Annotated in this window: 26 protein-coding genes; 4 read left to right on the top strand and 22 right to left on the bottom strand. The window is 66.6% G+C overall.

The annotated features are described in order from the left end of the window. Positions 1 to 3: 3 nt before the first annotated feature. From TPR58_RS10570 to TPR58_RS10545, 6 genes are read right to left on the bottom strand one after another with little or no spacing between them, the layout of a single operon-like run. Positions 4 to 585, bottom strand: a complete 582-nt coding sequence (locus TPR58_RS10570) for a putative colanic acid biosynthesis acetyltransferase (RefSeq protein WP_346246614.1) — start codon at positions 583 to 585, stop codon at positions 4 to 6. Continuing rightward, complete coding sequence (locus TPR58_RS10565; protein WP_346246613.1) at positions 586 to 1671, bottom strand: glycosyltransferase; 1086 nt, start codon at positions 1669 to 1671, stop codon at positions 586 to 588. After that, on the bottom strand, positions 1668 to 3005 hold the full coding sequence (locus TPR58_RS10560) for an O-antigen ligase family protein (protein ID WP_346246612.1): 1338 nt from the start codon (positions 3003 to 3005) through the stop codon (positions 1668 to 1670). Before TPR58_RS10560 ends, TPR58_RS10565 begins: the two co-directional genes overlap by 4 nt. Further along, positions 2995 to 4209 carry a glycosyltransferase family 4 protein gene (locus TPR58_RS10555; protein ID WP_346246611.1) on the bottom strand — a complete coding sequence of 405 codons (1215 nt, stop codon included), beginning with the start codon at positions 4207 to 4209 and terminating at the stop codon, positions 2995 to 2997. Before TPR58_RS10555 ends, TPR58_RS10560 begins: the two co-directional genes overlap by 11 nt. Beyond that, positions 4209 to 5357: a glycosyltransferase family 4 protein gene (locus tag TPR58_RS10550; RefSeq protein ID WP_346246610.1), complete on the bottom strand. Its 1149-nt coding sequence runs from the start codon at positions 5355 to 5357 to the stop codon at positions 4209 to 4211. Before TPR58_RS10550 ends, TPR58_RS10555 begins: the two co-directional genes overlap by 1 nt. Beyond that, positions 5347 to 6501: a glycosyltransferase gene (locus TPR58_RS10545; protein WP_346246609.1), complete on the bottom strand. Its 1155-nt coding sequence runs from the start codon at positions 6499 to 6501 to the stop codon at positions 5347 to 5349. The genes TPR58_RS10550 and TPR58_RS10545 overlap by 11 nt, the downstream gene beginning before the upstream one ends. A gap of 108 nt (positions 6502 to 6609) precedes the next feature. Between TPR58_RS10545 and TPR58_RS10540 the strand changes: the two genes are divergently transcribed. After that, on the top strand, positions 6610 to 7767 hold the full coding sequence (locus TPR58_RS10540; RefSeq protein ID WP_346246608.1) for a glycosyltransferase family 4 protein: 1158 nt from the start codon (positions 6610 to 6612) through the stop codon (positions 7765 to 7767). Between the two features lie 4 nt (positions 7768 to 7771). Here the strand turns inward: TPR58_RS10540 and TPR58_RS10535 are convergent, their stop codons facing one another. The 9 genes from TPR58_RS10535 to TPR58_RS10495 all read right to left on the bottom strand — a co-directional run bounded on the left by TPR58_RS10535 (position 7772) and on the right by TPR58_RS10495 (position 16802). Next, entirely contained in the window at positions 7772 to 8908 is a 1137-nt protein-coding gene (locus tag TPR58_RS10535) for an N-acetyl sugar amidotransferase (RefSeq protein WP_346246607.1), read from the bottom strand. Continuing rightward, on the bottom strand, positions 8908 to 9687 hold the full coding sequence (locus tag TPR58_RS10530) for an AglZ/HisF2 family acetamidino modification protein (protein WP_346246606.1): 780 nt from the start codon (positions 9685 to 9687) through the stop codon (positions 8908 to 8910). The genes TPR58_RS10535 and TPR58_RS10530 overlap by 1 nt, the downstream gene beginning before the upstream one ends. Further along, positions 9684 to 10298 carry an imidazole glycerol phosphate synthase subunit HisH gene (hisH, locus tag TPR58_RS10525; protein ID WP_346246605.1) on the bottom strand — a complete coding sequence of 205 codons (615 nt, stop codon included), beginning with the start codon at positions 10296 to 10298 and terminating at the stop codon, positions 9684 to 9686. The genes TPR58_RS10530 and hisH overlap by 4 nt, the downstream gene beginning before the upstream one ends. Further along, the gene (locus TPR58_RS10520; RefSeq protein WP_346246604.1) at positions 10295 to 11509 is read right to left on the bottom strand and encodes a glycosyltransferase; all 1215 of its coding nucleotides are present in this window, start codon (positions 11507 to 11509) and stop codon (positions 10295 to 10297) included. Before TPR58_RS10520 ends, hisH begins: the two co-directional genes overlap by 4 nt. Before the next feature lie 34 nt (positions 11510 to 11543). Beyond that, positions 11544 to 12797, bottom strand: coding sequence for an ABC transporter ATP-binding protein (locus TPR58_RS10515; protein WP_346246603.1), 1254 nt, complete (start codon positions 12795 to 12797; stop codon positions 11544 to 11546). Next, the gene (locus TPR58_RS10510; protein ID WP_346246602.1) at positions 12797 to 13633 is read right to left on the bottom strand and encodes an ABC transporter permease; all 837 of its coding nucleotides are present in this window, start codon (positions 13631 to 13633) and stop codon (positions 12797 to 12799) included. Before TPR58_RS10510 ends, TPR58_RS10515 begins: the two co-directional genes overlap by 1 nt. A gap of 16 nt (positions 13634 to 13649) precedes the next feature. Then, on the bottom strand, positions 13650 to 15497 hold the full coding sequence (asnB, locus tag TPR58_RS10505) for an asparagine synthase (glutamine-hydrolyzing) (RefSeq protein ID WP_346246601.1): 1848 nt from the start codon (positions 15495 to 15497) through the stop codon (positions 13650 to 13652). An 80-nt stretch (positions 15498 to 15577) separates the two neighbouring features. Further along, positions 15578 to 15757 carry a hypothetical protein gene (locus TPR58_RS10500; protein ID WP_346246600.1) on the bottom strand — a complete coding sequence of 60 codons (180 nt, stop codon included), beginning with the start codon at positions 15755 to 15757 and terminating at the stop codon, positions 15578 to 15580. A 13-nt stretch (positions 15758 to 15770) separates the two neighbouring features. Further along, entirely contained in the window at positions 15771 to 16802 is a 1032-nt protein-coding gene (locus tag TPR58_RS10495) for a hypothetical protein (RefSeq protein ID WP_346246599.1), read from the bottom strand. Between the two features lie 225 nt (positions 16803 to 17027). Between TPR58_RS10495 and TPR58_RS10490 the strand changes: the two genes are divergently transcribed. From TPR58_RS10490 to TPR58_RS10480, 3 genes are all read left to right on the top strand, one after another. Beyond that, positions 17028 to 17216, top strand: a complete 189-nt coding sequence (locus TPR58_RS10490; RefSeq protein ID WP_346246598.1) for a hypothetical protein — start codon at positions 17028 to 17030, stop codon at positions 17214 to 17216. Positions 17217 to 17311: 95 nt separating this feature from the next. Beyond that, positions 17312 to 18181: a UTP--glucose-1-phosphate uridylyltransferase GalU gene (gene galU, locus TPR58_RS10485; protein WP_346246597.1), complete on the top strand. Its 870-nt coding sequence runs from the start codon at positions 17312 to 17314 to the stop codon at positions 18179 to 18181. A gap of 21 nt (positions 18182 to 18202) precedes the next feature. Then, complete coding sequence (locus TPR58_RS10480) at positions 18203 to 18727, top strand: DUF4269 domain-containing protein (RefSeq protein ID WP_346246596.1); 525 nt, start codon at positions 18203 to 18205, stop codon at positions 18725 to 18727. Positions 18728 to 18740: 13 nt separating this feature from the next. Here TPR58_RS10480 and TPR58_RS10475 read toward each other — a convergent pair whose 3' ends face one another. The 7 genes from TPR58_RS10475 to TPR58_RS10445 are packed head-to-tail and all read right to left on the bottom strand — an operon-like array spanning position 18741 to position 23048. After that, a complete protein-coding gene (locus tag TPR58_RS10475; RefSeq protein ID WP_346246595.1) occupies positions 18741 to 19061 on the bottom strand; it encodes a peroxiredoxin in 321 nt (106 codons plus the stop codon). Further along, positions 19040 to 19798 (bottom strand): HesA/MoeB/ThiF family protein, encoded by a 759-nt coding sequence (locus TPR58_RS10470; protein ID WP_346246594.1) that lies wholly within the window; start codon positions 19796 to 19798, stop codon positions 19040 to 19042. The genes TPR58_RS10475 and TPR58_RS10470 overlap by 22 nt, the downstream gene beginning before the upstream one ends. Further along, positions 19795 to 20181, bottom strand: coding sequence for a hypothetical protein (locus tag TPR58_RS10465; protein WP_346246593.1), 387 nt, complete (start codon positions 20179 to 20181; stop codon positions 19795 to 19797). The genes TPR58_RS10470 and TPR58_RS10465 overlap by 4 nt, the downstream gene beginning before the upstream one ends. After that, a complete protein-coding gene (dut, locus tag TPR58_RS10460; protein ID WP_346246592.1) occupies positions 20178 to 20621 on the bottom strand; it encodes a dUTP diphosphatase in 444 nt (147 codons plus the stop codon). The genes TPR58_RS10465 and dut overlap by 4 nt, the downstream gene beginning before the upstream one ends. Then, complete coding sequence (locus TPR58_RS10455) at positions 20622 to 21431, bottom strand: alpha/beta hydrolase (RefSeq protein WP_346246591.1); 810 nt, start codon at positions 21429 to 21431, stop codon at positions 20622 to 20624. Continuing rightward, positions 21421 to 22605: a bifunctional phosphopantothenoylcysteine decarboxylase/phosphopantothenate--cysteine ligase CoaBC gene (coaBC, locus tag TPR58_RS10450; RefSeq protein ID WP_346246589.1), complete on the bottom strand. Its 1185-nt coding sequence runs from the start codon at positions 22603 to 22605 to the stop codon at positions 21421 to 21423. The genes TPR58_RS10455 and coaBC overlap by 11 nt, the downstream gene beginning before the upstream one ends. After that, positions 22602 to 23048 (bottom strand): hypothetical protein, encoded by a 447-nt coding sequence (locus TPR58_RS10445; RefSeq protein WP_346246587.1) that lies wholly within the window; start codon positions 23046 to 23048, stop codon positions 22602 to 22604. Before TPR58_RS10445 ends, coaBC begins: the two co-directional genes overlap by 4 nt. Between the last annotated feature and the right edge of the window lie 5 nt (positions 23049 to 23053).

Raw genomic sequence — 23053 nt, 5'->3', positions numbered from 1 at the left:
TCCTTAGTCTCTGGAGAGAATGCGAGTCCGGACCGCTACTGCGGGGACGCCCGCATAGATGGTCCAGGGGTCGAGATTGCGGCTGGCGCTGCTGCCCAGGCCGAGTACGGCACCCGTGCCGAGGGTCACGCCGGGGCCGACGATCGCGCGGGCGGCAACCCAGGCGCCGGGCTCGAGCGTGATCGGCAGGGTGATCAGGTCGAATCCGGGGGATGTCCAGTCATGGCTGCCGGTGCACAGATAGGCGTCCTGCGAGATGCAGCAGTTCGCGCCGATGGTGACTTCGGCCAGATTGTCGATCCAGGCCCGTTCGCCGATCCAGCTGTTGTCGCCGACCGTCAGCCGCCAGGGGAATTTTACCCGGACGCCGGGCTTCAGCACGACCCCGGCACCGATCCGCGCGCCGAACAGCTTCAACAGCATCACGCGATGTGCGCTTCCGGGAAGCCATGAGGACACGAACAGTGTCTGGATCGCCATCCAAACAGCCTCGACCAGGGCCGAGCGCCCGCGCGTGAACTGCGGCGCGCGGTAGCGGCCGAGATCGGGGACCGGCTGGCCGGGAGGGAGCGGGGACAAGGCCATTCAGCCCAGCACTGCCGAATAATGCTTCTGAAACTGCACCGCGATGCCGCCCCAATCGAACTGCTCCGCTACCATGGCGGATCCCCTGCGCCCCATCTCCCGCCGCGCGTCGTCGGACAGGCCGATCGCGCTGCGCAGGCCGGTGAAGACCGCATCCTCGGTCGGATCGACCCACCAGCCGCAGCGGTGCGTTTCGAGCAGCGCCCAAGGGGCACCGCGCGTCGTCAGGACCGGAATTTCATAGGCCAGCGCCTCCGCGATGGCGATGCCGAAATTCTCGCTATAGGTCGGCAGCACGAACAGGTCGGCGGTCTGGAACAGCGCGTCCTTTTCGGGGCCGTAAATGGGGCCGATCAGCCGGACATGGTCGCGGACCCCGAGCTTGTCGACAAGTGCCTGGACTTCTGCGGCGTGATCGTCCTCGTCCGGGCCGGCGATCACCAGCTGCCAACCCTTTGGCGCCAGCCGGTGCCAGGCGCGCACGAGCATCGGCAGGCCCTTTTTCGGGTGCACCCGGCTGACGAACAGCGCGGTGCGCAGGTCGCGCGGACCGGGCTCCAGATGGTCCGCCGCCGAGTGACTGGGCAGGTCGACGCCGTTGGGGACCACGCAGCACGATCCGCTCAGTCCCAGCGCTCGCGCATTGGTCGCCTCGATATCCGCGGTCGCATGGAGCAGTTTCGCCGATCGCAGGTCGCGCGCCTGGTACATCGCCCAGGCCAGCTTCTTCTTCCACTTGCGGTGGTTGATCGCCCATGGCTCGAGCATGCCCCTCAGGCTGACGACACGGGGAATGGCGCGCGCACGGGCCAGTCGGGCGATTGCGTGGTGGTGCGGCAGCCACATGCCGTTGTCATGGATCAGGTCGGCGCGGCCCAGGCGGCCGATCGCCGCCTGAAGGTCGCCGCCCAGCGGCATTAGCCCGTTGCGTTGCGGAACCGTCGGCGAGGTCAGCGCGGTGCCGTCGGGCGCCCACAGGCCGACGGTGATACCGGTCCGGGCCAGCGCGGCGCCGAGCGCCGGGACCGAATAGGCCGGGCCGCCGAAGCTCGGGTCGAAGCTCGCCCCCGTCAGGAAGAGTTTCATTGCGCGGCCAGCATTCCTGCCGGAGGCGCAGCGCCGGGCGGTGTCGGCGCTTCGACGATCCGGACGGCCCGGACGGGAATCTGGGTCTGATGGTGAACCAACCAGGCCAGGATCCAGAAGAGCGGCGTGTTCACGTTACCGGCGGCCATGATCCAGGATTCGAAGGTCGCGTGGCCCAGCGCACCGAACAGGATGACGATCGGAAGTGCCGCCGTCGGCCAGGATTCGCGCGGAAGCATCTGCGTCCGCCGCGCGTCGCCGAAGCCGCGTATGAGCGTGTTGACCAGAAGCAGGACGAAGGGAATGAAGCCAAGCAGCCCGGTCTCGACCAGCACCATGATGTACGAGGAGTGGAAGTGCAGCCCCTGGTGCCGGACGAACTTGTAGGACTGCAGGTTCAGCAGTTCGGTGGATGAGCCCATGCCAAAGCCGGTGAAAGGCCGCTGCTTGAACAGATCCCAGCCGATCCGCCACACTTCTTCGCGGCCGCTGAGCGGGCCCGGCGCCGTCTGGCGATAGGGGTTGGCGTTGAGCTGGAGGAAATCGGTCACGAATGCCGAAATCTGCTCCCACCAGATCAGCAGGATCAGAGCGAGGACGACGGCGATCATCGCATTCACGCCCGGCCCGCGGCGATAGAAGAAGAACGCACCCAGCGACATCACGAACCACACAAGGCTGGCGCGCGCTCCCGTCACCCACAACAGGGCCGTGCCCAGCACGGCGAAGGGAAGATACCAGATTTTCCATCCCGGCCGCCGCTCGATGCAGCCCGCGACCAGCACCACCAGCCCGGGCGCCAGGAAAGAGGCGAGCGTATTGGGATTGTCGACCCAGCCGGCAAACCCGGCGCCACGGCCGAAATTGATCCCGGCCAGGTAGAGGAGCGTGCCCAAGACCACCACGACGCGACAGACCATCGCCACCAGATCGAAAAAGGCCCGCCTGCTGTCCGTTGCCACGATCGCGGCAGAACTGATGTAACCGCACAGGATCACGATCAGGACGACGACCAGCGACATCGCACTGTCCAGCCGATCGGCCGCGCCCCACAGGCTGACGAACCCGGCCGCGAGGGCAGCGAGGACGACGATCGCCATGAAGCGCGGGATTGCCGGCATCGGTCGGCGATACAGGGTGGCGGAGACCGTCATGATCACCAAGGGAAGCGTCGCCCATTTGAGCGCGCCCGCGGCCCGCGCCAGCGGCGAGTTATAGGTCGTGGCAAGGATGAACACGACCAGCATCGAGCCGATCCCAACCATCAGCGGCCAGGGCATCTTGGCGCCCGATCCGATGACGTGAGCCGATCTGGGCGCAGTGTCAGGCTGCATGTGCGGACTCCGCAGGGACCGCCGGACGGTCGATCGGCGACACACCGACGGCAGCCAGCGCCCCGGAGATCAGGTTGCCCGCGGCGAAATCCTCGCCCTGGCTCATCGCGCTGTCGCGTGCGCCTGCACCCATCGCACGGGCAAGCTCTGGGTCGGCCAGCAGGCGGGCGATCGCCGCGGCATAGCCCGGGACGTCGCCGACCGGCACGAGGAACCCGTTGACCCCGTCCTCGACCAGTTCCGTCGACGCGCCGACCTGGTCCGACGAGATGACCGGCGTTCCTGCCGCCATCGATTCATTTACCACCGCGCCCCAGGGCTCGTGCGACGAGGGCAGGATCATCGCCGTCGCGATCGACATCAGCCGCGCGATGGTCGCCGGGTCCTTCAGCCATCCGGTGAAGCGGATCGAGGGGTCGTCGCCTGCCGCGGCGCGAAGCTCAGCCATCAGGTCGCCATCGCCGACCATCACCAGCATGGCGTCCGCGTTGCCCCGCGCCTTGCGAAAGGCTGCGATCGCATCGGCCGGGCGCTTCGCGCCGATCAGCCGGCCAACGAACAGGAAGATGGCGGCGTCGGGGGGAATATCGAGTTCAGCCCGAAGCGCAGGCTCCCCGCCTGTTTCTGTCAGAACTGCAGCCTCGGCCACGATGCGGCTGGTATCCGGCGTGTTGGGAAAGAAGTGCATCGGCGCGGTGCTGGGACCAAAGCGAGCGAGATATGCGCCGGCTTCCCGGCCGACCGGCAATCCGAATGCCATGCCGCGGACCATCCATCCCGCGACCGCGCGCTTGGCGATCCAGCGCCAGCCGGTGGTAACCGAACTGCGCGCGCTGGTCTCGCAGCTGATCGCGTAGGGAATATTGTTCCGCCGGCACCAGCGGGCCGCTCGCCACATGGTGGGATGCACATAGCCCGACAGGATCACGACGTCTGGCCGGAAGGCCTCGAGCGACGCGATGACGCCCGGATTCCATTTGATCGAGAACGGATTGACCTGGCGCGCCGGCCGCCATTGCTTCCCCGCCAGAAATTGTGGGGCAAGTGCCTCGAAATCGAGTTCCCAGTCACGCCCGGGCTCGGATTCCGCGCAAAAGGCCAGTTGGAAGGCGCCTGGCCACTGCTCGGCAATGCGTTTCTGGACCCCGAGCCGATAAGGCGTGGGAATGTCGTCGAGATAATAGAGGCGCGGCGCTTGCGGCATCAGCCGTCCTTAGCGAGTTTGATCGACTCGTCCAACAGATCGAGCAGCCGGTCACGAGCCGCAGTTGCGGAAAAAGGGCCTCGTACGCTTTCCAGCGCGTTGGCGGAAAAGCGGGCATAGGCTTGCGCAGGGAGGGCCAGCGCATCGTGCATCGCCTGGGCGAAGGCCTCGACGTCCCGCGGCGGGACAATGAAGCCGGTTTCGTCCGGTCGGACCAGATCCGCATTTGCGCCCACATCGGTCACGATGGCGGGCAGGCCCGCAGCGAACGCCTCCAGGATGACGGTCGGCATGCCTTCGACATGACTGGGCAGTACGAGGAAATCCGCCGCTTCGTAGAATTCGCGAAGCCGATCGGCGTCCCGGACCACGCCGTGGGCGGTGACTCCGGCCAACCGATAGGTCGCGCTCGGTTCGATGCCGACGAGATCGAGCGTCGCATCCTTCAGCGTGCCGAAGGCCTGCAACAGGATCGGCAGTGCCTTGCGCGGATCGTCACGGCCGACGAACAGGAATCGTCTCGATCCGCTGGGTGCGGTCCGCGCGGAGCGGAGGTCCTGGAGGTCGGCCGCATTGTGGATCGCCGCGATCCTTGCCCGTGGCACGCCGATCCGGTCCTGGAGGATCTGCATGATCCTGCCGGCCTTGCTGAGCGATATCGTGGCATCGGCCCGCCGTGCGTGATCCGCGATCAGTCCGCGCAGCGGCCAGGCCTTGATATCGGCGATCCGCGATCCCTGGCCCTGGAAGATATCGAGCGCATGGGGATGGAATATGATCGGGGCTGGCCTGGCCGGGCGGCGAAGCAATGCGTCGACCAGCGGGCCTTCGGAATAGATGAGGTCCGGCTTCAGCCGGTCCGCGACTTCCGCGACGCTGCGGCTGAACCGACGAAGGTCCTGAACATAGCGCCAGGGGTTGAGCCGATCGGCCAGCGTCCGGCGCGGCCAGGGGAGGGAGATATTCTCCCAGCTCAGCCCGGATGGCGGCTCGCTGTCCCGCGTCGAAATCGAGGTGAGGCGATAGCCGGCGGCCGAGAGAAGTTCCAGCTGCCGCCTGGAATAGCTCTGCATTCCCCCCACCACGAACGGGGCGAAACCGTCCGTCACGTACAGGATGTGGTGCTTCCCGCGCGCCTCAGCGTCCATGGGCAGCCGCCTTTCGCACCTCCGCCAGGAAGCGAAGCCGCTGGCGTTCCTTCGATGCGCCGGACAGGAAATCGAGATTCTCGGTCACGCGTCGTCCGCGCCAGGCATCCCCGAACCCGGCGATCGCGCCGATATTGGTTTCGACATTGTCCGGGGTGTTGCCGATCTGCAGCGTGTAGGAGGCTTCGTTCAATCGGGTTTCCGCCTCGCGATACCCGAGCACGACCGGCAGGCCGCGCATCAGATAGTCCCGCACCTTGAGCGGGCAGGCCTCGTCCATCCCCTTGCGATACAAGGCCAGCGTGCCGATCCCGACATCGCTTTGCGCCAGGATCGCGGACAGATCGTCCCCGGTGCGATAGCCGTGCAGGATCAGGTTGGGCGGAATGTCGTCGCCGGGGAAATCCTGCTCACTCAGGCCGACGATGTGGAAGCTGCTGTCCGGCAGGGCATGGGCCAGCGCCACGATCTTGTCCGCGCCGTGCCAGCTGCCGCCGCCGTTGAGGGGAGACCCGACGAATACATAGGCGGGCGCGGCATTGCCTGTCGGCGGGAGCGGTGCCGCGGCGCCCCAGAAGCCGTTGGGAATGATCTCCATCGGCTTGCCGCGATCGCGATAGGCCGAGGCGATCTCGTCGGTGACTGCGACAAAACCGGAAACGGCGTTCAGGATGCGGCCCTGGGTCGCGCGGTGAAGCGCGGCGAACGCCGGACCCCATAGATCCCGCTCGGCGCGCTCGTCGCTGTTGATCTCGATGACGGTCGGAGCGACCGAAAGGATGCGTCCCAGGCCGGGATACCAGGGGCCGTGCTGACGATAATAGATCACGTCGGGGCGAAAGCGGCGCAGCGCGGCCACGACCCGGCCGACGCTCAGCGTTTTGTTGAGATAGCCCAGGCGCGCGAAGGGATAGGCTTCCAGCGACCGGCGATGGATGCGACCGATCACCTCTCCATGGCTGGCGAAATCCAGTGCCGGCTGGCTGTCCTGACGCATCGCCAGGCTGAAGATTCTCGCCTCGGCGCCCAGGCTGTTCCACTGGCCCACCTGACCGATCAGCTTGTTCAGCACGCCGGTCTCGTCGTGCGGATCCCACTCCGTGAAATAGGCGATCCTGAGCGGTGCCTCGTCTTCGCTACGCATCTGGCTCGAATCCCTTTGTCGCGCCTATATCGACGATCCAGCGGGACCGCCAGCGTTGCGCAGCGACGGCATTTTTCCTAAGCCGTTCCGCCACCTGGGGGTAAGAGATTGAGTCAGGAATCGCATGGCCGGGTGTCGATGCCGCGGCCGCTGAAGGTCGGCTGGGCCCAGCGCGAATATGCCAATCTCCGCAACATCATCGGGTCGCCCGCGCCGAATGTGGAACGGGTGCGGACCGGCAACCTGTTTCGCTATCCCACGCATGCGCTCTACCGCGCGGCGAACCGGCTGGATCCGTTGCTGTCCAACCTTCACTGGGGGCGCCGCGACTGCGATCTGCGGCACTTCTTCAACATGGTCAGCCTGAACCATACACCATGGGTGACCACATTCGAGACCGCGCTGCCGCGCTGGATCGAAACACGCGACTGGGCGACCGGCTGGGGTATGAAATTGCTGGCCGGCGCACCGTGCCGACGATTGATTGCGCTGTCCGACTGCACCGCGGCGTTCCAGCGTGCTGTCCTGGCCGATCATCCAGACGTAGCCGCAGAGATCGAGGCCAAGATCGTCGTGCTGCACCCGCCGCAGCCGGTGCTGGTCGAGGCGCCAAAGCCGGCCCCGGCGGCTGGCGATCGGATCCGGTTCGTCCTGGTCGGCAGCGACTTTTTCCGCAAGGGCGGCGCGGAGGTTCTGCGCGTCTTCGATCGGCTGCTGGAGCGCGGTGCGCCTGTCGAACTCGAAATCGTCTCGACCCTGGCTCACGGCGACTATGCCACGCACACGACAGCCGACGATCTCGCTGCCGCCCGTCGCCTGATCGCGAAGTGGCCCGATCGCATCCGGCACCATGTCCGCCTGTCGAACGATGCCGTGCTGGACCTGATGCGGTCGGCGCATGTCGGCCTGCTGCCGACCTGGGCCGACACCTATGGCTATTCGGTGCTGGAGGCGCAGGCCGCGGGCTGCCCCGTCATCACCACGAATATTCGTGCGCTGCCCGAGATCAACGACGACCGCCAGGGATGGATGATCCCGGTACCGCGCGACGACCGCGGCAACGGCCTGCTGGCGACCGCGGAGGCGCGGCGCCGCTTTTCCGAGGTGCTCGAGGCTGGTCTGGAGCAGGCAGTCGACACGATCCTGGCAGACCCCGCGTCGATCGCGACCAAGGGGGCCTTGGCGCTGCGGCGGATCGCGACGATGCACAGCCCGCAGCGGCACGGCGAGGTCCTGAGGGAAATCTACGACCAGGCGCTCGCCTGATCCGTCAGGCCGGGGTTCGGCGGACCATCCGGGCCGCACGCTTGGCCAGCGTGAACAGCGGTCCGTCCAGACGCTTCGTCCAGCTGTCGAAATCCTCGAAAAACGCCGGGGGCGCCGCCATGATCGCGTCCAGTTCCGCGCGGGTGAAGCCCAGCTTCTTGGCGACGAAATCGCAATCCTCGTCCTGCAGCGCTTCGTCATAGGTCGGCTGCTGCAACTTCGCGCGCGCCTGGTCGCGGGTAATCTGGTCGGTCGAGATCAGGCTCGACAGGTGCATCTTGCGCTTGTCGAAATCGAATTTGCGCGGGAGGTACACACCCTGGAACCAGCGCGTGAAGATGCTCTCATGGTGCTTGCCGCCATAATCGCGCCACCCCAGGTCGCTCTCGATCCGCGCCAGCGCCTTCTCGCGCGAATAATCTGCATAATTCAGCAGGTCGATCGTCTCGACGAAGCCGCCCCGATAAAGCTGGAGGAACTGGACGAAGTTCAGGTGCGGGTAGGTCTTGACCTTTCCGCTGCCGAACTTGCGGTGGACGTCCGAAATATAGCCATAGTCCATATGCCCCTGCGACCAGCGGGGGGGATGGTGGCTTTCGGTCACCACGTTGCCGCCGCGCAGCACGGTGCTGATCCCGAACTTCTCGGCCACCTTGAACATGATCGAGTTGATCGCGTGATCGGTCGGCACCTCGACATCGGGCAGCGACGCTTTCAGGAACGCGCGCTGGATGTCCTTATATTCGGTCCAGTCGATGACATGGGTGTAGAGATCGATGTCGAGCGCTTCGATCTGGTTCGCGATGTTGCTGACCGCGATGACCGAGTTCCAGCCATTGTCGAGATGCACCGCGAGCGGTCGCAGGCCGAGATCCCTGACCAGCCAGGCGACATAGCTTGAGTCCACGCCGCCCGAGACGCCGATGATGCAGTCATAGGGCTTGCCGTGATGCGCGCGCTTCAGCGTCTCGGCAATGCCCTCCAGCTTGCGTCGGCCGGCGTCGCCCGGCACGACCAGTGCGGCGATGTCGCGCAGATGGTCGTGGCAATGATTGCACACGCCCTGATCGTCGAAGACGATATCCGGATCGGTCGTGTCCATCACGCATCGCGTGCACACCCGGTAGCTCAGGCTCGACATCAGCAGGCCCTATTCGCGCCGAGCAACTCGCGCAATCGCGCCTGCTTCGGATAATTCACCAGGACGGCGCGGTGTGGCCCCTTGTAGATGAACAGGCTGCCTGCGGCCACGGCAGAGGCGCCGGCATCGACTGCCTCGCGCAGATGGGCAAGGTCGCCTGCGCCGCCATGGGCAATGACGGGCACCGGAACGGCCGAACTGACCGCGCGAACCAGCTCCAGGTCATAGCCCTGATAGCCGCCTTCGCGATCGATCGAGGTCAGCATGATCTCGCCGGCGCCAAGCTCGGCAGCGCGCCGCGCGAGCGTGACGGGATCGTAGGACGACTTCCTGCCGCCGGCGCGGACCATCGCGCGCTGCCGGCCGAGCCAGTCCTTGCGCACGTCGATCCCGGCGACCACCGACTGTTCGCCGAACGTGTCGGCGATCTGACGGACCAGCTCGGGCCTTTCGACCAGCGCGGTCGTCAGCGCGATCTTCTCGACCCCCGACTTGAACAGCCGGGCCGCCTGGTCGAAATGCGTGATGCCGCCGCCATAGCAGATCGGCATGAACGCCTCGCTCGCGATCTCGGCGATATGGTCATAGGCGGGCTCGCGCCCCTTCACCGTCGCGTCGATGTCGAGGAAGATCAGCTCGTCGACCTCGAGGTCGTTGAACAGCCGCACGGCGTTGATCGGGTCGCCGACATATTTCGCATCGCCGAAGCGAACCGTCTTCACCAGTCCCTCACCGCGCAGCAGCAGGGTCGGAATGACGCGAGGCAGGGCGCGCCTCACAACGCCGGGACCTTGTCGAGGAAGTTGCGGATCACGGCCAGCCCGTAGCGGTGGCTTTTCTCCGGATGGCATTGAAAGCCCCAGACATTGCCCTGCTGCACCACGGACACGAACGGGCCGCCATAGTCGGTGCGGCCGAGGACCGCCGCCTCCGACAGCGCCTCCACATAATAGCTGTGGACGAAGTAGAAGCGCGCCTCGTCCTCCATTCCCTGGGTCAGCACGTCGGACCGGGTGAACGCGACCTCGTTCCAGCCCATATGCGGAATCTTGAGCGGTTCGGGCAGAACGAAGCGGCGCGTGACCGCGTCGACCCAGCCGAGACCGTCCGCATCGCCTTCCTCGCTGTGCTTCGTGAGCAACTGCATGCCCAGGCAGATGCCCAGGATCGGTACGCCGCGGTCGTGCGCGGCGTCGAGCGCCGCGCGGATGCCGCTGTCGTTCAGTCGCGCCATGGCGCGTCCGAAATGGCCGACGCCGGGCAGGATCAGCTTGCCCGCGGCCGCGATGCGGTCCGGATCGGACGAGATCTCGGTCCTGCCGCCTGCCTTTTTGCAGATGTTGGCAACCGATCCGATATTGCCGGCATCATAGTCGACGATCAGCGTCATGCGGCCACCGGCAACTGGAGGATCGCATCGGCGACGCGGCGTGCGTTGGCGCGAATATCGTAGCGGGCGGCGACCAGTGCGGCGCTGGCGGTTCGCATGGCCTCGGTCAGGGCATCGTCCTGAGCGGCGAAGCGGGCAAGCCGCTGCCAGAGTTCGGTCGGCGACGTGTCCGCGGCAACCAGGATGCCGGTGTCACGGGCCACCAGTTCGCGGGTGCCGCCGACATCGGTGGCGAGTGCGGGAATTCCGGCCGCCATGGCCTCCATGATCGACACCGGCACGCCTTCGCTCTCGCTGACGTTGAGGAACAGGTCATAGGGCTCGGTCTGATATCTTGCCGGCACGTCGCGCGGCAGCATCGCGCCGGGCAGGTCGACGGTCACCCTGTCGGGCAGCGTCTTCGCCACGTTGCGCAGCCGCGCCAGTTCGGGGCCGTCGCCGATATGCGTCCAGTGGACCGGGACCGTCGCATGCGCCAGCGCCTCGGCGATCAGGTGCAGGCGCTTGACCGGCTTCGCATGGGCGCAGGAGACGAGCTTGAGCACGCCATCCTTGCGACGCGGGCCCATCGTCGCCGGGTTGGTGCCGAGCCGAAGGCACTCGATCTTGCGCGCCTGATCGGGAAAGCGCCGCGACAGGTCGCTCACCCCGTCCTCCGAGATCGGCGCCAGCTTGCCCGCGGCGCGGACGATCGAGGCATGGAAGGGCATATAGCCGCCATTGGTCTCGGGATAGAGATCGTAGCGGTGCATCCGCACCAGCGAGGCGAGCTGCTGGTCCCGGCTCAGGAAGGGCAGGATATCGGCATAGCCCCGACCCCAGAAGAAATAGAGGTGGCTGCCGGACAGCAGCGGAGCGACATGGCGCCGCCAGGTGTCGCTGGCCAGCACTGCGCCCACGTCGCGGAGCGAGGAGCGCAGATAGCCGAGCCGTCCCCGCGACAGGCCGGAATCGAACAGGCCGGGCCGCCGGGCGAGCAGCGCCAGCGCGGCCAGGTCGGATGCACGAGTCTGTCCGCCCTTGGCGAAGACCGGCGGCAGGATGTTGACCTTCCCCGGTACGAGCGGATCGGGCATGTCGGTCAAAGCCAGTCGCGATGCGACATGGATCTCGTCGAACCGCTCGGCAAAGATCTCCAGCTCGAACCGCTTCCATTCGTCGGCGTTCGAATAGGGGTAGCAGTCGGTGAACATCACCAGCCGGCGGGTCATGCGCGTCGCTCCGCTGAGCCGGGGCAGGACAGGGTCATCTCAGTCCGGCCGCCGCCGCCATCCGGGTATGGATGCCTTCGCCGATGAACTCGTAATCGGCCAGCGGATAGACCGGCCCCACTCGGCCCGGCGGAAGCTGATAGGCATCGACCATCCCTTCCACCGACAGCGTGACGCAATGTTCTTCGGAGAAATAAGTGGTGTAGGCGTCGCCGAGGAAGATCGACACCAGATAGGATCCGTCGAGCAGCCGGGGCTGACGAACCGTGGCACGAACCGTGCCGGCCTTGGGATAGGCGAGACCCGAATAGGTCCCTTCAAGCACCGGGTTGTGCCCGAAGACGGGACGGCCGTCGCTGTCGTGGACGATAATGCCGAAGCTCGGCACATCCAGCACGCCCTCGCGATCATTATAGTCGCATTCGAAGACCAAAGTATCGCCGTCCTGACGTGCAGACACGCGGCTGACCAGCTTGTCGCCGGGATAATGTTTCTCGCCCGCCTCGGCGCTGGCGTTTGTGTAATGTTCGATCGACGCGCCGATATCGCCGGCAAAGACCTTGCGGCCGTTCTGCAGGACCAGCCCGTGCGTGCACAGGTCGCGCAGGATATGGATGTTGTGGCTGACGAAGACGACGGTGCGGCCTTCGCTCGACACCTCGCTCATGCGGCCGATGCACTTCTTCTGGAAGTCGCGGTCCCCGACCGCCAGCACCTCGTCGACGATCAGGATCTCGGGCTCGAGATGCGCCGCGACCGAAAAGGCGAGGCGGACATACATGCCAGAGGAATAGCGCTTCACCGGCGTGTCGAGGAACCGCTCGACACCGGCGAAATCGACGATCTGGTCGAAGCGGCGCTTCACCTCGTCGCGGCGCATCCCGAGGATCGCGCCGTTGAGATAGATATTCTCACGCCCGGTCAGTTCCGGATGGAAGCCGGTACCGACCTCCAGAAGACTGGCGACGCGGCCGCGGATCTCGGCACGACCCGTGGTCGGCTCGGTGATGCGCGACAGCAGCTTGAGCAGGGTCGACTTGCCAGCGCCGTTGCGGCCCAGAATGCCCAGTACCTGGCCCTGCTTCACCTCGAAATCGAGGTCGCTGACCGCCCAGAAGGTTTCGGTGCTCTGGCCTGCGCCCCCGCGTCCGGTCAGCTTGCGGGCCAGCGCCGCCGGTGCCTTGGCCAGCGTGTCGCGCAGTGCGCGATATTGCAGACCCTGCTCGCGATGCAGCAGTCGATAGGATTTGCCGAGGCCCTCGGCGCGGATGACGGCGTCGTTTTCCATCAGATAATGTCCGCGAAGGTCTTCTCGGTAGACCGGAAATAGAGAATGCCGACCACCATCATCACAACCGCGACGGTCAGGCTGATGCCAAGCGACACCCAGTCGAGCGGTTCCGCGCCGCGCAGCATGCACCAGCGGAACCCGTCGATCACGCCGACCATCGGATTGAGCGAGAAGAGCAGATGCCACTTCTCCGGCACGATCGAGCTGCTGAAGCCCACCGGCGTCACATACATGCCGATCTGGACCATGAAGGGCACGATATAGCGGAAATCGCGATACTTCACGTTCAATGCCGAGATCAGCAGCGCCGGGCCCATCGCGACGAGCAGCGCCAGCAGCGTGAAGAGCGGGAAGAAGACGATCCGCCAGTCCGGCACATAGGCGTACCACAGCGACATCACGACGAAGATCGCCATGCTGATCAGGAAATCCACCAGCGCGACCAGGCAGGTCGCGATCGGAATGATCACTCGCGGGAAATAGGTCTTGCCCACCAGCGACGCGTTGTTGATCAGGCTGTTGGAAGCCTCGGTCATCACGCCCGCGAACAGCAGCCAGGGCAGCATGCCCGCCAGCACCATCAGCGGATAGGGCGAACTTCCCGTGCTGGGCAGCCTGGCGATCATCCCGAAGATGAAGGTGAAGATCAGCATCGTCAGCAGCGGGCGCACGACCGCCCAGCCGCTGCCGATCACCGCCTGCTTGTACCGAACGGCGACGTCGCGCCAGGCGAGGATCGCGAGCAGTTCGCGATACTCCCACAGGTCACGCCAATAGCGGCGACGCCCGCTGCCGGGCTCGATCACCAGGATCTTTTGCGAATCGATGCTCAACTGAATTGCCCCGAGGTCAGGCCGCCACACGGGGGGCGGCGTCTTGGCCGCTCCATGCCTGTTGCGACGCCACATGGAAAGCCCAGCGGCGTGCCCATGGTGTTTTCGCGCCGCTCACCAGCGGCGGCGCGGTGCTGCCCGCGATCATCTTGCGGGCCCAGCTGCCGACGGGCGTGCCGAACCCGGTCTTGGGCCGGTTGACGATGACGTCCGGCAGGGGGCGCTTCGGCGCCCGTGCGAGCGCGCCCTTGCCGGCTTCCGCATTGGGGCCGACCATCGCCGGGCCGACCCGGTCCAGGAGAACCGCATCGACCAGCGGCACCCGCACTTCCAGGCCATGCGCCATGCTCGCCCAATCGGTATCGCGCAGCAGCTGGTTGCGCATGTACAGCGACGCCTCCATCGCTGCGACCTTGCCGAAATCGCTGTCGGGGGTGACGTCGAACGCCGTGCCGACGCCGAAGTCGGGCCCGAGTCGAGCAAGACCCGCTCGCAGCAGGTCGCGGTCCATCATGGCTTCCAGTTCCCACGGCATGAAGATGCCCCGGCGCAGCAGATAGGCGCCAGCCCAGCTGCCGCCATATTCGAGCATGCCCGCAGCCTTGGGATTAAGGCCCAGCCGCTGCGTTCCGATGCCGGTCAGCAGCGTGCGGGCGATCGCGCCGAACGGTCGTGCGACGCCAAAGCGACGGGTCCAGGCCGGCAGGTCGCGGAATGAGGGGTAGCCGCCGAACTGCTCGTCGCCGCCAAGGCCCGACACTGCGACCTTGATCCCCAGTTCGCGCGCCGCCTTGCTGACGAACCAGCTGTTGACCCCGTCGATCGAGGGCTGGTCCATCGCATCGAGGATCTTGGGCAGGTCTTCCTGGAACTCGGCCTCTCCCACGGTGCGCACGGTATGCGGCATGCCGTAATGGCGGGCGACCTGCGCTGCCAGGCTGACCTCGTCGTCATGGCGGCCCTGGAACTCGTCAAAGCCCAGCGTAACGGTCTGCACATCCTGTGCGCCGGCATCGCGCATCAGGCCGAGCAGTGCGCCAGAGTCGACCCCTGCCGACAGGAAGCATCCGACGGGCACATCGGCAACCAGATGATGCGCGACGCTGTCGGCCAGAGCGGCGGCGATCGCCTCGTCACCGACCGTCTCGCCGGACCGCTCCGCGTTGCGCCAGGCACTGGCGACCGAGTGATAGCGCTTCGGTGCGTCGACGCCGGACGCGCTTACCCGCATCATATGGCCGGCGGGCAGGGCGAAGACGCCCTCGCGGATCGTCCAGGGCTCGGGAACGCTGCCCCACAGATAGAATCCGGTCAGCGCTGCCGGCTCGATCCCGCCGCGGATTGCGCCGCCGGCGACCAGCGCCTTCACCTGGCTGGCGAAGCGGATCGTCCCGCCGTCATCATGCCAGTAAAGCGGCTTGATCCCCATCGAATCGCGCGCGAACAGCATTTCGCGCGTCTCCGCATTCCAGATCGCGATCGCGAACATGCCGCGAAGCCGCGAGATCATCGCCGCGCCCTCGCGCGCATACAGCTGCAGGATCACCTCGCTGTCCGACTCGCTGGCGAAGCGAACGCCTTTGGCCTCGAGCTCGGCGCGCAGGGCGCGGTAGTTATAGATCTCGCCGTTGAAGACCAGCGTCAGTCGCCCGTCGGTACTCGCCATCGGCTGGAGGCCCGCGTCCGACAGGTCGATGATGGCCAGTCGACGATGGCCGAAACCGATCCGTCCGTCCGGCGACAGCCATTCGCCGGTTCCATCAGGGCCGCGCGCCGCCATGCGGTCGCGCGTCCGCACCAGCTCCGCACGGTCGACCGCAGGGGCGTCGTCATGCCACGCGAAGATACCGTTGATGCCGCACATGTCCGCGCCAAGTCCTCTTGCGGCGCCGGGAAGCCCGCTCCCGCCCGGCTGTTCACCCGGGCGGCAACGATGTCAACGGCTTACTCCACCGCCTCTGCAGCGTCGGGATGGGCGACCAGATAGGCCGCCTCCATCTTGGCAGTGAGTGGCATAGCATCCTTGGCGGCGCGCAATCCATTGGCGCGGACCGCGACGTCGAGCAGTGCGAGCAGGGTCCGGAACTCGGTATCGTCGAGTTCCAGCACGATCTTGGCGGTCATGACAGTTGTCCGTTCAGGCAGCGACGCAGGGCACCTTGTAGGCGACTCCGGCGGCATCATAGAGGGTGAGGGTGCGGTTCGGCGTGATGGTGCCAGTCGCAGCGACATTGTGCGTGGTCAGCTTGCCTTGCAGCGGCGCGAAATCGCTGTCGGTGGCCAGCTTTGCCTGCAACGCGGTCCCTGCGCGCTTGATCGCCGGGAACGCGGCGGTGGTGCCGCCATAGCTCCACATGTTCGTGCCCGCGCGGAAGATGAAGCTGTCGAGCGAGGAGACTCCGGGGCCGGCGCCGATGAACGCGGTGTCGAAGGCGTCGATGCCGAAAAAGAGGCGGGCCGCGCTTTCCGCCGAGTTTTGCGCTGCGAAACCCCGGGGCGCGCCGGTCGGCGCCAGCGCGATGACGCCGGGCGTGTTGAGCTGCCCGTTGGCGCGGAAGCGAGCCGTGGTCGTCCAAGTTTGCCCGTTATAGGTGCCGATGTGCAGCGGGTCCGCATCCGGGCTGCTGGTCGAAACCGAAACCACGGGATTCGCTCGGGTCGGCGTCTGGCCCAGATTGTTGAAGTCGATCGGCTTGCCGATCGCCGATCCGGCTTCGTAGCCGACGAACGAGAGGCGCGGCGCGCCATAACCCTCGAATTCATAGCGGCTATTCTGGGCGATATGGACCATCGCGCCGCTGCTCTCGATCGACAGGCGATCGGTGCCCATGCCGCGGATGACCGCGACCTGGCCGGGCGTGCCTTCCCAATAATAGCGCAGCACATCCGCAGGCGCCCCGGTCGCCGGGTGAATCTGCGAGGTCAGCGCCATCTCTCCCGCGCCGCCGCGCAGCGCCATACCGCCAAGCGAGGTGCCGGACGCGGTGCTGATGACCGTTTCGCCGCTCTTGAGCACGCGATAGATCGGTGCGCCGTTCAGCGCGAACTCCAGGAAGCGCGACGTCGAGAAGGACCCCTTGTCGACCACGGACATCTTGATCCCGCCGAACAGCGCGCCCGAGTCGTTCCAGTCGTCGCCGATGATGTTGAGAATGTTGAACCCGGCCATTGGGAGCTTCCCCTCGTTACGCACCTAGTATGATCACTTATTTTACCGTCATCAGATTGTCACGGGGGATCGGCGCGGAATCACGACATTGCGACATCGAAACGGTTGAGAAAATTAGCTTATGTTTCCAAATTGTTTCTGGTTCGATGATGGCAAGATGAGTCTTGGTGCACTGCCGCATATATCCTATACGATGGAGACGAGGGACAGCATGGGGATGACGTCATGGACCGCCGGCAGGTTTTGATCGGGACTGGAGCAAGTACGGTGATGGCCGGCACGGTCGGCATCATCCCTTCGGCCCAGGCAGCCCTGGTTACCGGTACTCAGGCGGTCGCTGCGCTGCAGGCCGGGACCAAAGGCAGCTTGACCCTGTCCGCTGGAACCGTGGAGCTTAGCGGGACACTCGTCTGAGCGCCGAAACGGCCGCGACCTCAACTCACGACCAACAATCGTCCAACGAGCCGCTTGTGCGGCCACTTCGTCATCGCGACGATCAGGAGACCCTCATGTCGTTCAAGCCGCTTCGTAAGGCAGTATTTCCCGTGGGCGGGCTCGGAACGCGCTTCCTGCCTGCGACCAAGGCCATGCCGAAAGAGATGCTGCCCGTCGTCGATCGACCCTTGATCCAATATGCCGTCGACGAGGCGATCGAGGCTGGCATCGAGCAGATGATCTTCGTCACGGGCCGCGGCAAGAGCGCGATCGAGGACCATTTCGACATCGCCTATGAGCTCGAGACGACGATGACGTCGCGCGGCAAGTCGCTGGAGGTGCTGGACGCGACGCGGCTCAAGCCGGGCTCGATCGCCTATGTCCGCCAGCAGGAGCCGATGGGTCTGGGCCACGCCGTGTGGTGCGCGCGCGACATCGTCGGTGACGAACCCTTCGCGGTGCTGCTTGCGGACGATTTCATGATGGGGCAGCCGGGCTGCCTCAAGCAGATGGTCGACGCCTATAACAAGGTCGGCGGCAACCTGATCTGTGCCGAGATCGTGCCCGACGACCAGACGCATCGCTATGGCATCATCACCCCCGGCGCCGCCGATGGTGCGCTGACCGAGGTAAAGGGGCTGGTCGAGAAGCCGGCGCCGGGCACCGCGCCGTCGAACCTTTCAGTGATCGGACGCTACATCCTTCAGCCCGAGGTGATGCGCGTGCTCGAGGGGCAGGGCAAGGGCGCCGGCGGCGAGATCCAGCTGACCGACGCGATGGCGCAGATGATCGAGGGCCAGCCGTTCCACGGCGTCACCTTCGCCGGCACCCGCTATGACTGCGGCGACAAGGCGGGCTTCATCCAGGCCAATCTGGCTGTCGCGCTGCAGCGCGAGGATATCGGTTCGGCGGTCCGCGAGTTCGCGATCAAGACGCTCGGCTGAGCCTCGCGAGGCACGGGCGGGATGACGCGTCCCGGCTATCGCGACGCCCTGGAGGATAGCGGCGTGCTGACTGCGCTGGCGGCGTTCGATCCGCATGTCGCAGGCACGCCGCCGCTTGGGCTCGACCTGCCCGACAGCGATATCGATGTCCTGTGCCACGCGACGGACGCCGACGCCTTTTGCCGCATCGTCTGGTCCGCCTTCGCCGCATATGAGGGCTTCGCCATGCATCAGTGGCGAAGCGGTGGCCGGCCGGTCATCGCCCGCTTCCGCGCGCAGGGGTGGGCGTTCGAACTGTTCGCGAGTGCCGAACCGGTGGTCGCACAAGCAGGCTGGCGGCACTTCATGGTTGAGCGCCGGCTGCTCGGGCTGGGCGGTGATCGCTTGCGGGATGCGGTGATGGCAGCGCGGCGCGAGGGGCTGAAGACCGAGCCGGCCTTCGCGAAGGTCCTCGGTCTGCCCGGCGATCCCTATGCCGCGATGCTCGCGATCGAAGCGCAATCCGACATCGCGCTTGCCGACCTGCTGCGGATGAGGCGCTGTTGACCCGAGTCGAGGGTCAGAGCGTCGTCAGCCGGTCCTCGCCCAGATCAGCCAGGAGCGCTACCAGTCCACCGGTCTCAACTCCTGATGGCAGGTCGCGGGCGTCCAGGCCCGACGCCGCCATCCCCGTCTGACAGATCATCAGCGTCGCCCCGATTTCCATTGCGGTCGTGAGCAAAGCATCCCCGGTCGCGATCAGCGGGACCGCTCCTTCATGCAGATAAACCCGCGTCCGTCCGCCCAGCGCAGCATGCGCGGCCGCCAGGGTGAGCGCCGCGCGGAAGCGTTCCCCATCCCCCGTCGCGACGATGATCGTCAGGCCGCGCAGTTCGGGCATCCCGGATCCTTGGGCAGGCGCAGCGTGCGGAAGCGCAGGGCCAGCGCATCGACCAGCAGCAGCTTGCCCGCGCTGTCCTCACCGAACGGTGCGAGCATGCGGATCGCTTCAAGGGCCGCCAGGCTGCCCATCACGCCGGTCAACGCGCCCAGCACCCCTTGTTCCGAACAGCTGACCTCGGCGCGCTCGGGGTCGTTCCCGACGAAACAGCGATAGCAGGGCTTGTCGCCCTCCCAGCCGCGGAACGTCCCCAGCTGGCCCTCGAATTCGGCAACTGCGGCGGACACCAGCGGAATTCGCAGCGCATATGCCGCGTCGGCGACCGCCAGGCGCGTCGCGAAATTGTCCGATCCGTCGAGCACCACGTCCGGTCGCGTTTCGGCCAGCAGCCGCGCCGCGCCTGCGGCATCGATCCGCTCGCGAATGCCCGAGAAATCAACGCCGGGGTTCAGTCGAGCGACCGCGGCGGCGGCGGCGTCGACCTTGGCCTGGCCGGTTTCCTCGGTCGCATATAGTGTCTGGCGCTGAAGGTTGGACAGCGACACGATATCGTCGTCGACCACGGTGATCCGGCCGACCCCGGCGGCCGCCAGATACTGGATTGCGGGCGATCCGATCCCGCCTGCGCCGATCAGCAGCGCGTGGCTCTGGCGAAGCCGGATCTGGCCGCCGCCGCCGATATCCGGCAGGACGATATGCCGCGCATATCGCTCGAGTTCGGCGTCGCTGAGGGTCATTTGCGCCAGCTGAACGTCACCGTCGTACGGTACCATTGCTCGCTCGCGGCACCGGCACGCGGCAGCAGATTGCCGCGCGCAAAGCCTGCGGCGAGGCCCGCCGCGAACTGCTCGACGGTGGCGCAATCGATCGCCTTGGGCACCACCGTGCGAACGTCGCCGGAGGCATCGACCAGCACCGCGATGTCGACCGAGATGGTCTGGTTCGGCCCCGACGGGTCGGGGAGCGGGCATTTGCGGCTGACCGCTTCCCGCGCGGCGAATTCGTTCATGCCGGGGGTCACGATGGGTGGCGCGCGGTAGGGCAGGCCGGGCAGCGCCGCCCAGTCGATATTGGCATCCTGCGCAAGCAGGGCGAGTGCGAGAGTTGCGGCAACGATCATCGGCCGGTCGATCCGAAACCCCCGCTGCCGCGTTCGGTTGCATCGAGCGTGTCGACCAGCGTCAGCGATGCGCGCAGCACGGGAGCCGGCACCAACTGAGCGATGCGATCGCCGCGTGCGATCTCGAACGGCTGGTCGCCCAGATTGGCCAGGATCACCTTCACTTCGCCGCGATAGTCGCTGTCGATCGTGCCAGGCGTGTTGAGGCAGGTGACGCCGTGCTTCAGCGCGAGGCCGGATCGCGGGCGCACCTGGACCTCATAGCCTTCGGGGATCGCCATGGCGAACCCGGTCGCGACCGCATGGCGCGCGCCGGGTGCGATCACGATCGCCTCGGCGGCGACGACATCCATCCCGGCGGCGCCGCCCGTCGCATAGGCGGGGAGGGGCAGGTCCTCGCCATGGGGCAGGCGTTGAACTTCAATCGAAATCGGGGACATTCAGGACGTTCCACCCAGCGACGCGGCCAGCCGCGACGTCGCCGCAAGCACTTCGGGATCGCCGAGCAGGTTATGGCCCTTGCCCGGCACGATGCGATAGTCGGTGGCGATGCCCCGCAGGCTGAGCGCCTCGACATAGGCGCGCGAGAACTTGATCGGCGTGATCCGGTCCTTCTCGCCCACCAGCACCGCGGCGCGCAGCGGCGGGCGAACGCCGCCGGCGGTCTTCAGCGGATCGAGGCTGGCCACCGGCTGCTTCCATGCGGGATCGGTCGTCGCCCTGGCCATATGCGCGCGCCATTCGGGCAGGGTGCAGGGGCATCCCACCAGCACCATGCCGTCGAAGATTCCGGGGCGCAGGCCCGCGAGATTGGCGGCGATCGCGGCACCGCCCGCATCGCCCACGACCAGCACGCGTGCGGCAGGATAGCGACGGCGCAGCAGCTGGACCGTATCGGCAACGGCGCTGAGCTGCTCGCCCGCGAAATTGTCGCCGGTTGCCGATCCGCGCTCGCCGATCGAGCGGCTGCCCTTGGCATCGTCATAGCCCGGGCGCAGGATCGCGACTGCCGCGCTGCGCGGAATGGCGCGCGTGACGGCGTCGGCAAAAGCATATTCGTCACCGCGCGATCCGGTCACCGCGTCGCCATGGATCACCACGACCAGCGTCCGCACCTCGGCCGGGCGAGTCTCGCCGAACCGTTCGACATGCAATTTGGGCTCGGGCGGGGCCGCGGCGACCTCGCGACCGGCCGGCATGGTCGCACAGCCCGCCATCAGCAGCGGGAGCAGGATGAGACTAGAGCGCATCGGCGATCCGATCCGCCAGCCGTCTCGCGACCTCGCGCTTGGGCAGCTTTTCCCAATGGTCCACGCCGTCGGGCGTGACCAGGTGAACCGTGTTCGCATCACCTCCCATGACATCCCCCGATACATCGTTCGCGACAATCCAGTCGGCACCCTTTCTGGCGCGTTTCGCCGTGGCATGCTCTACCACCTTCTCGGTCTCGGCCGCAAAGCCGACGACCAGCTTCGGCCGGCGCGGGCCCCGGGCGATCGTCGCCAGAATGTCCGGATTTTCGCGCAACGCCAGGGGCGGCAGGCCACCATCGCCTTTCTTGATCTTCTGAAGCGCCGCGTCCACCCCCCAATCGGCGACGGCTGCAACCATGATGGCGGCATCCGCGGGCAGGGCAGCCTCGACCGCTTCAGCCATCTCGCGGGCGGTCTCGACATCGATGCGGTGCACACCGCGTGGGGTGGGAAGGGCCACGGGTCCCGACACCAAGGTCACCGTGGCGCCGAGTTCGGCGACCGCCTCGGCGATCGCGAAGCCCTGTCTTCCCGACGAGCGGTTGGCGATGTAGCGCACCGGATCGATCGGCTCATGCGTCGGCCCGGCGGTGACCAGCACATGGCGGCCGGTCAGGCGGCCGCGCGCCGGCCCGCGCTCCAGCGCCTGCCGGATCGCGGCAAGGATCGCCTCGGGTTCGGGCAGCCGTCCGGGGCCATATTCGCCACACGCCATCGGGCCTTCATCGGGTTCCATCACCGTGAGGCCGTCGGCCCGGAGTTGGGCGACATTGCGGCGGGTCGCGGCGTGCTGCCACATCCGCACGTTCATCGCCGGCGCGGCCAGCACCGGCTTGTCGGTCGCCAGCAACAGCGTCGTCGCCAGATCGTCGGCGATGCCTGCCGCCATCTTTGCTATCAGGTCCGCGGTCGCAGGCGCCACCACCACCAGGTCCGCCTCGCGACTCAGCTGGATATGACCCATCTCGGCCTCGTCCTTCAGGTCCCACAGCGTCGTGTAGACCTGCGACTCGCTGAGCGCGGCGAGCGTCATCGGCGTCACGAAATGGGTGCCGCCCTCGGTGAGCACGCACTTCACCGCGATGCCGGACTTGCGCAGCTGCCGGACCAGCTCGCACGCCTTATAGGCGGCAATGCCGCCGCCCACGATCAGGAGGACGCGCCCGCTCATTCCCATTCCCTTCCGTGCCGGATGCGTCGCCCCGCTGCCCCGCCGATCATGCCCAGGGCATAGACCGAAAGGACGTACAGCATGTGCACCTGCTGGTTCGGCCATAGCATGTACAGGACCAGGGGCGTGGTGGCGACCACGCCGGCCAGCAGCCACGCCGGCGGCGGCTTGGGTCCGCTTCGCTCGGCGACCGCCATGACGGCGATCACGGTCCCCTGGACGGCAAGCGCGACCGACGCGACGATCAGCACCAGCGACACGACGTCGCCAAGCCAGCCGGCATCGAGCGTCGGCAGGTGACCGCGGTCGAGCGCGTAGGTCACCACCTCGCGTGCGATCACCGCGATCGGCGCGGCGATCGCGAAGGGCAGCAGCGCGCCGAGCAGCCAGGCGCGCAGCCACGAGCCGCAGGCACTCCGGGTGAGCGTGGGGGTGCCAGCCATGGCAC

Origin of the sequence: Sphingomonas rustica, assembly GCF_039652585.1 — a bacterium.
GTDB classification, from domain to species: Bacteria; Pseudomonadota; Alphaproteobacteria; order Sphingomonadales; family Sphingomonadaceae; genus Sphingomonas; species Sphingomonas rustica.
This window is presented reverse-complemented; position numbering and strand designations above follow the sequence as displayed.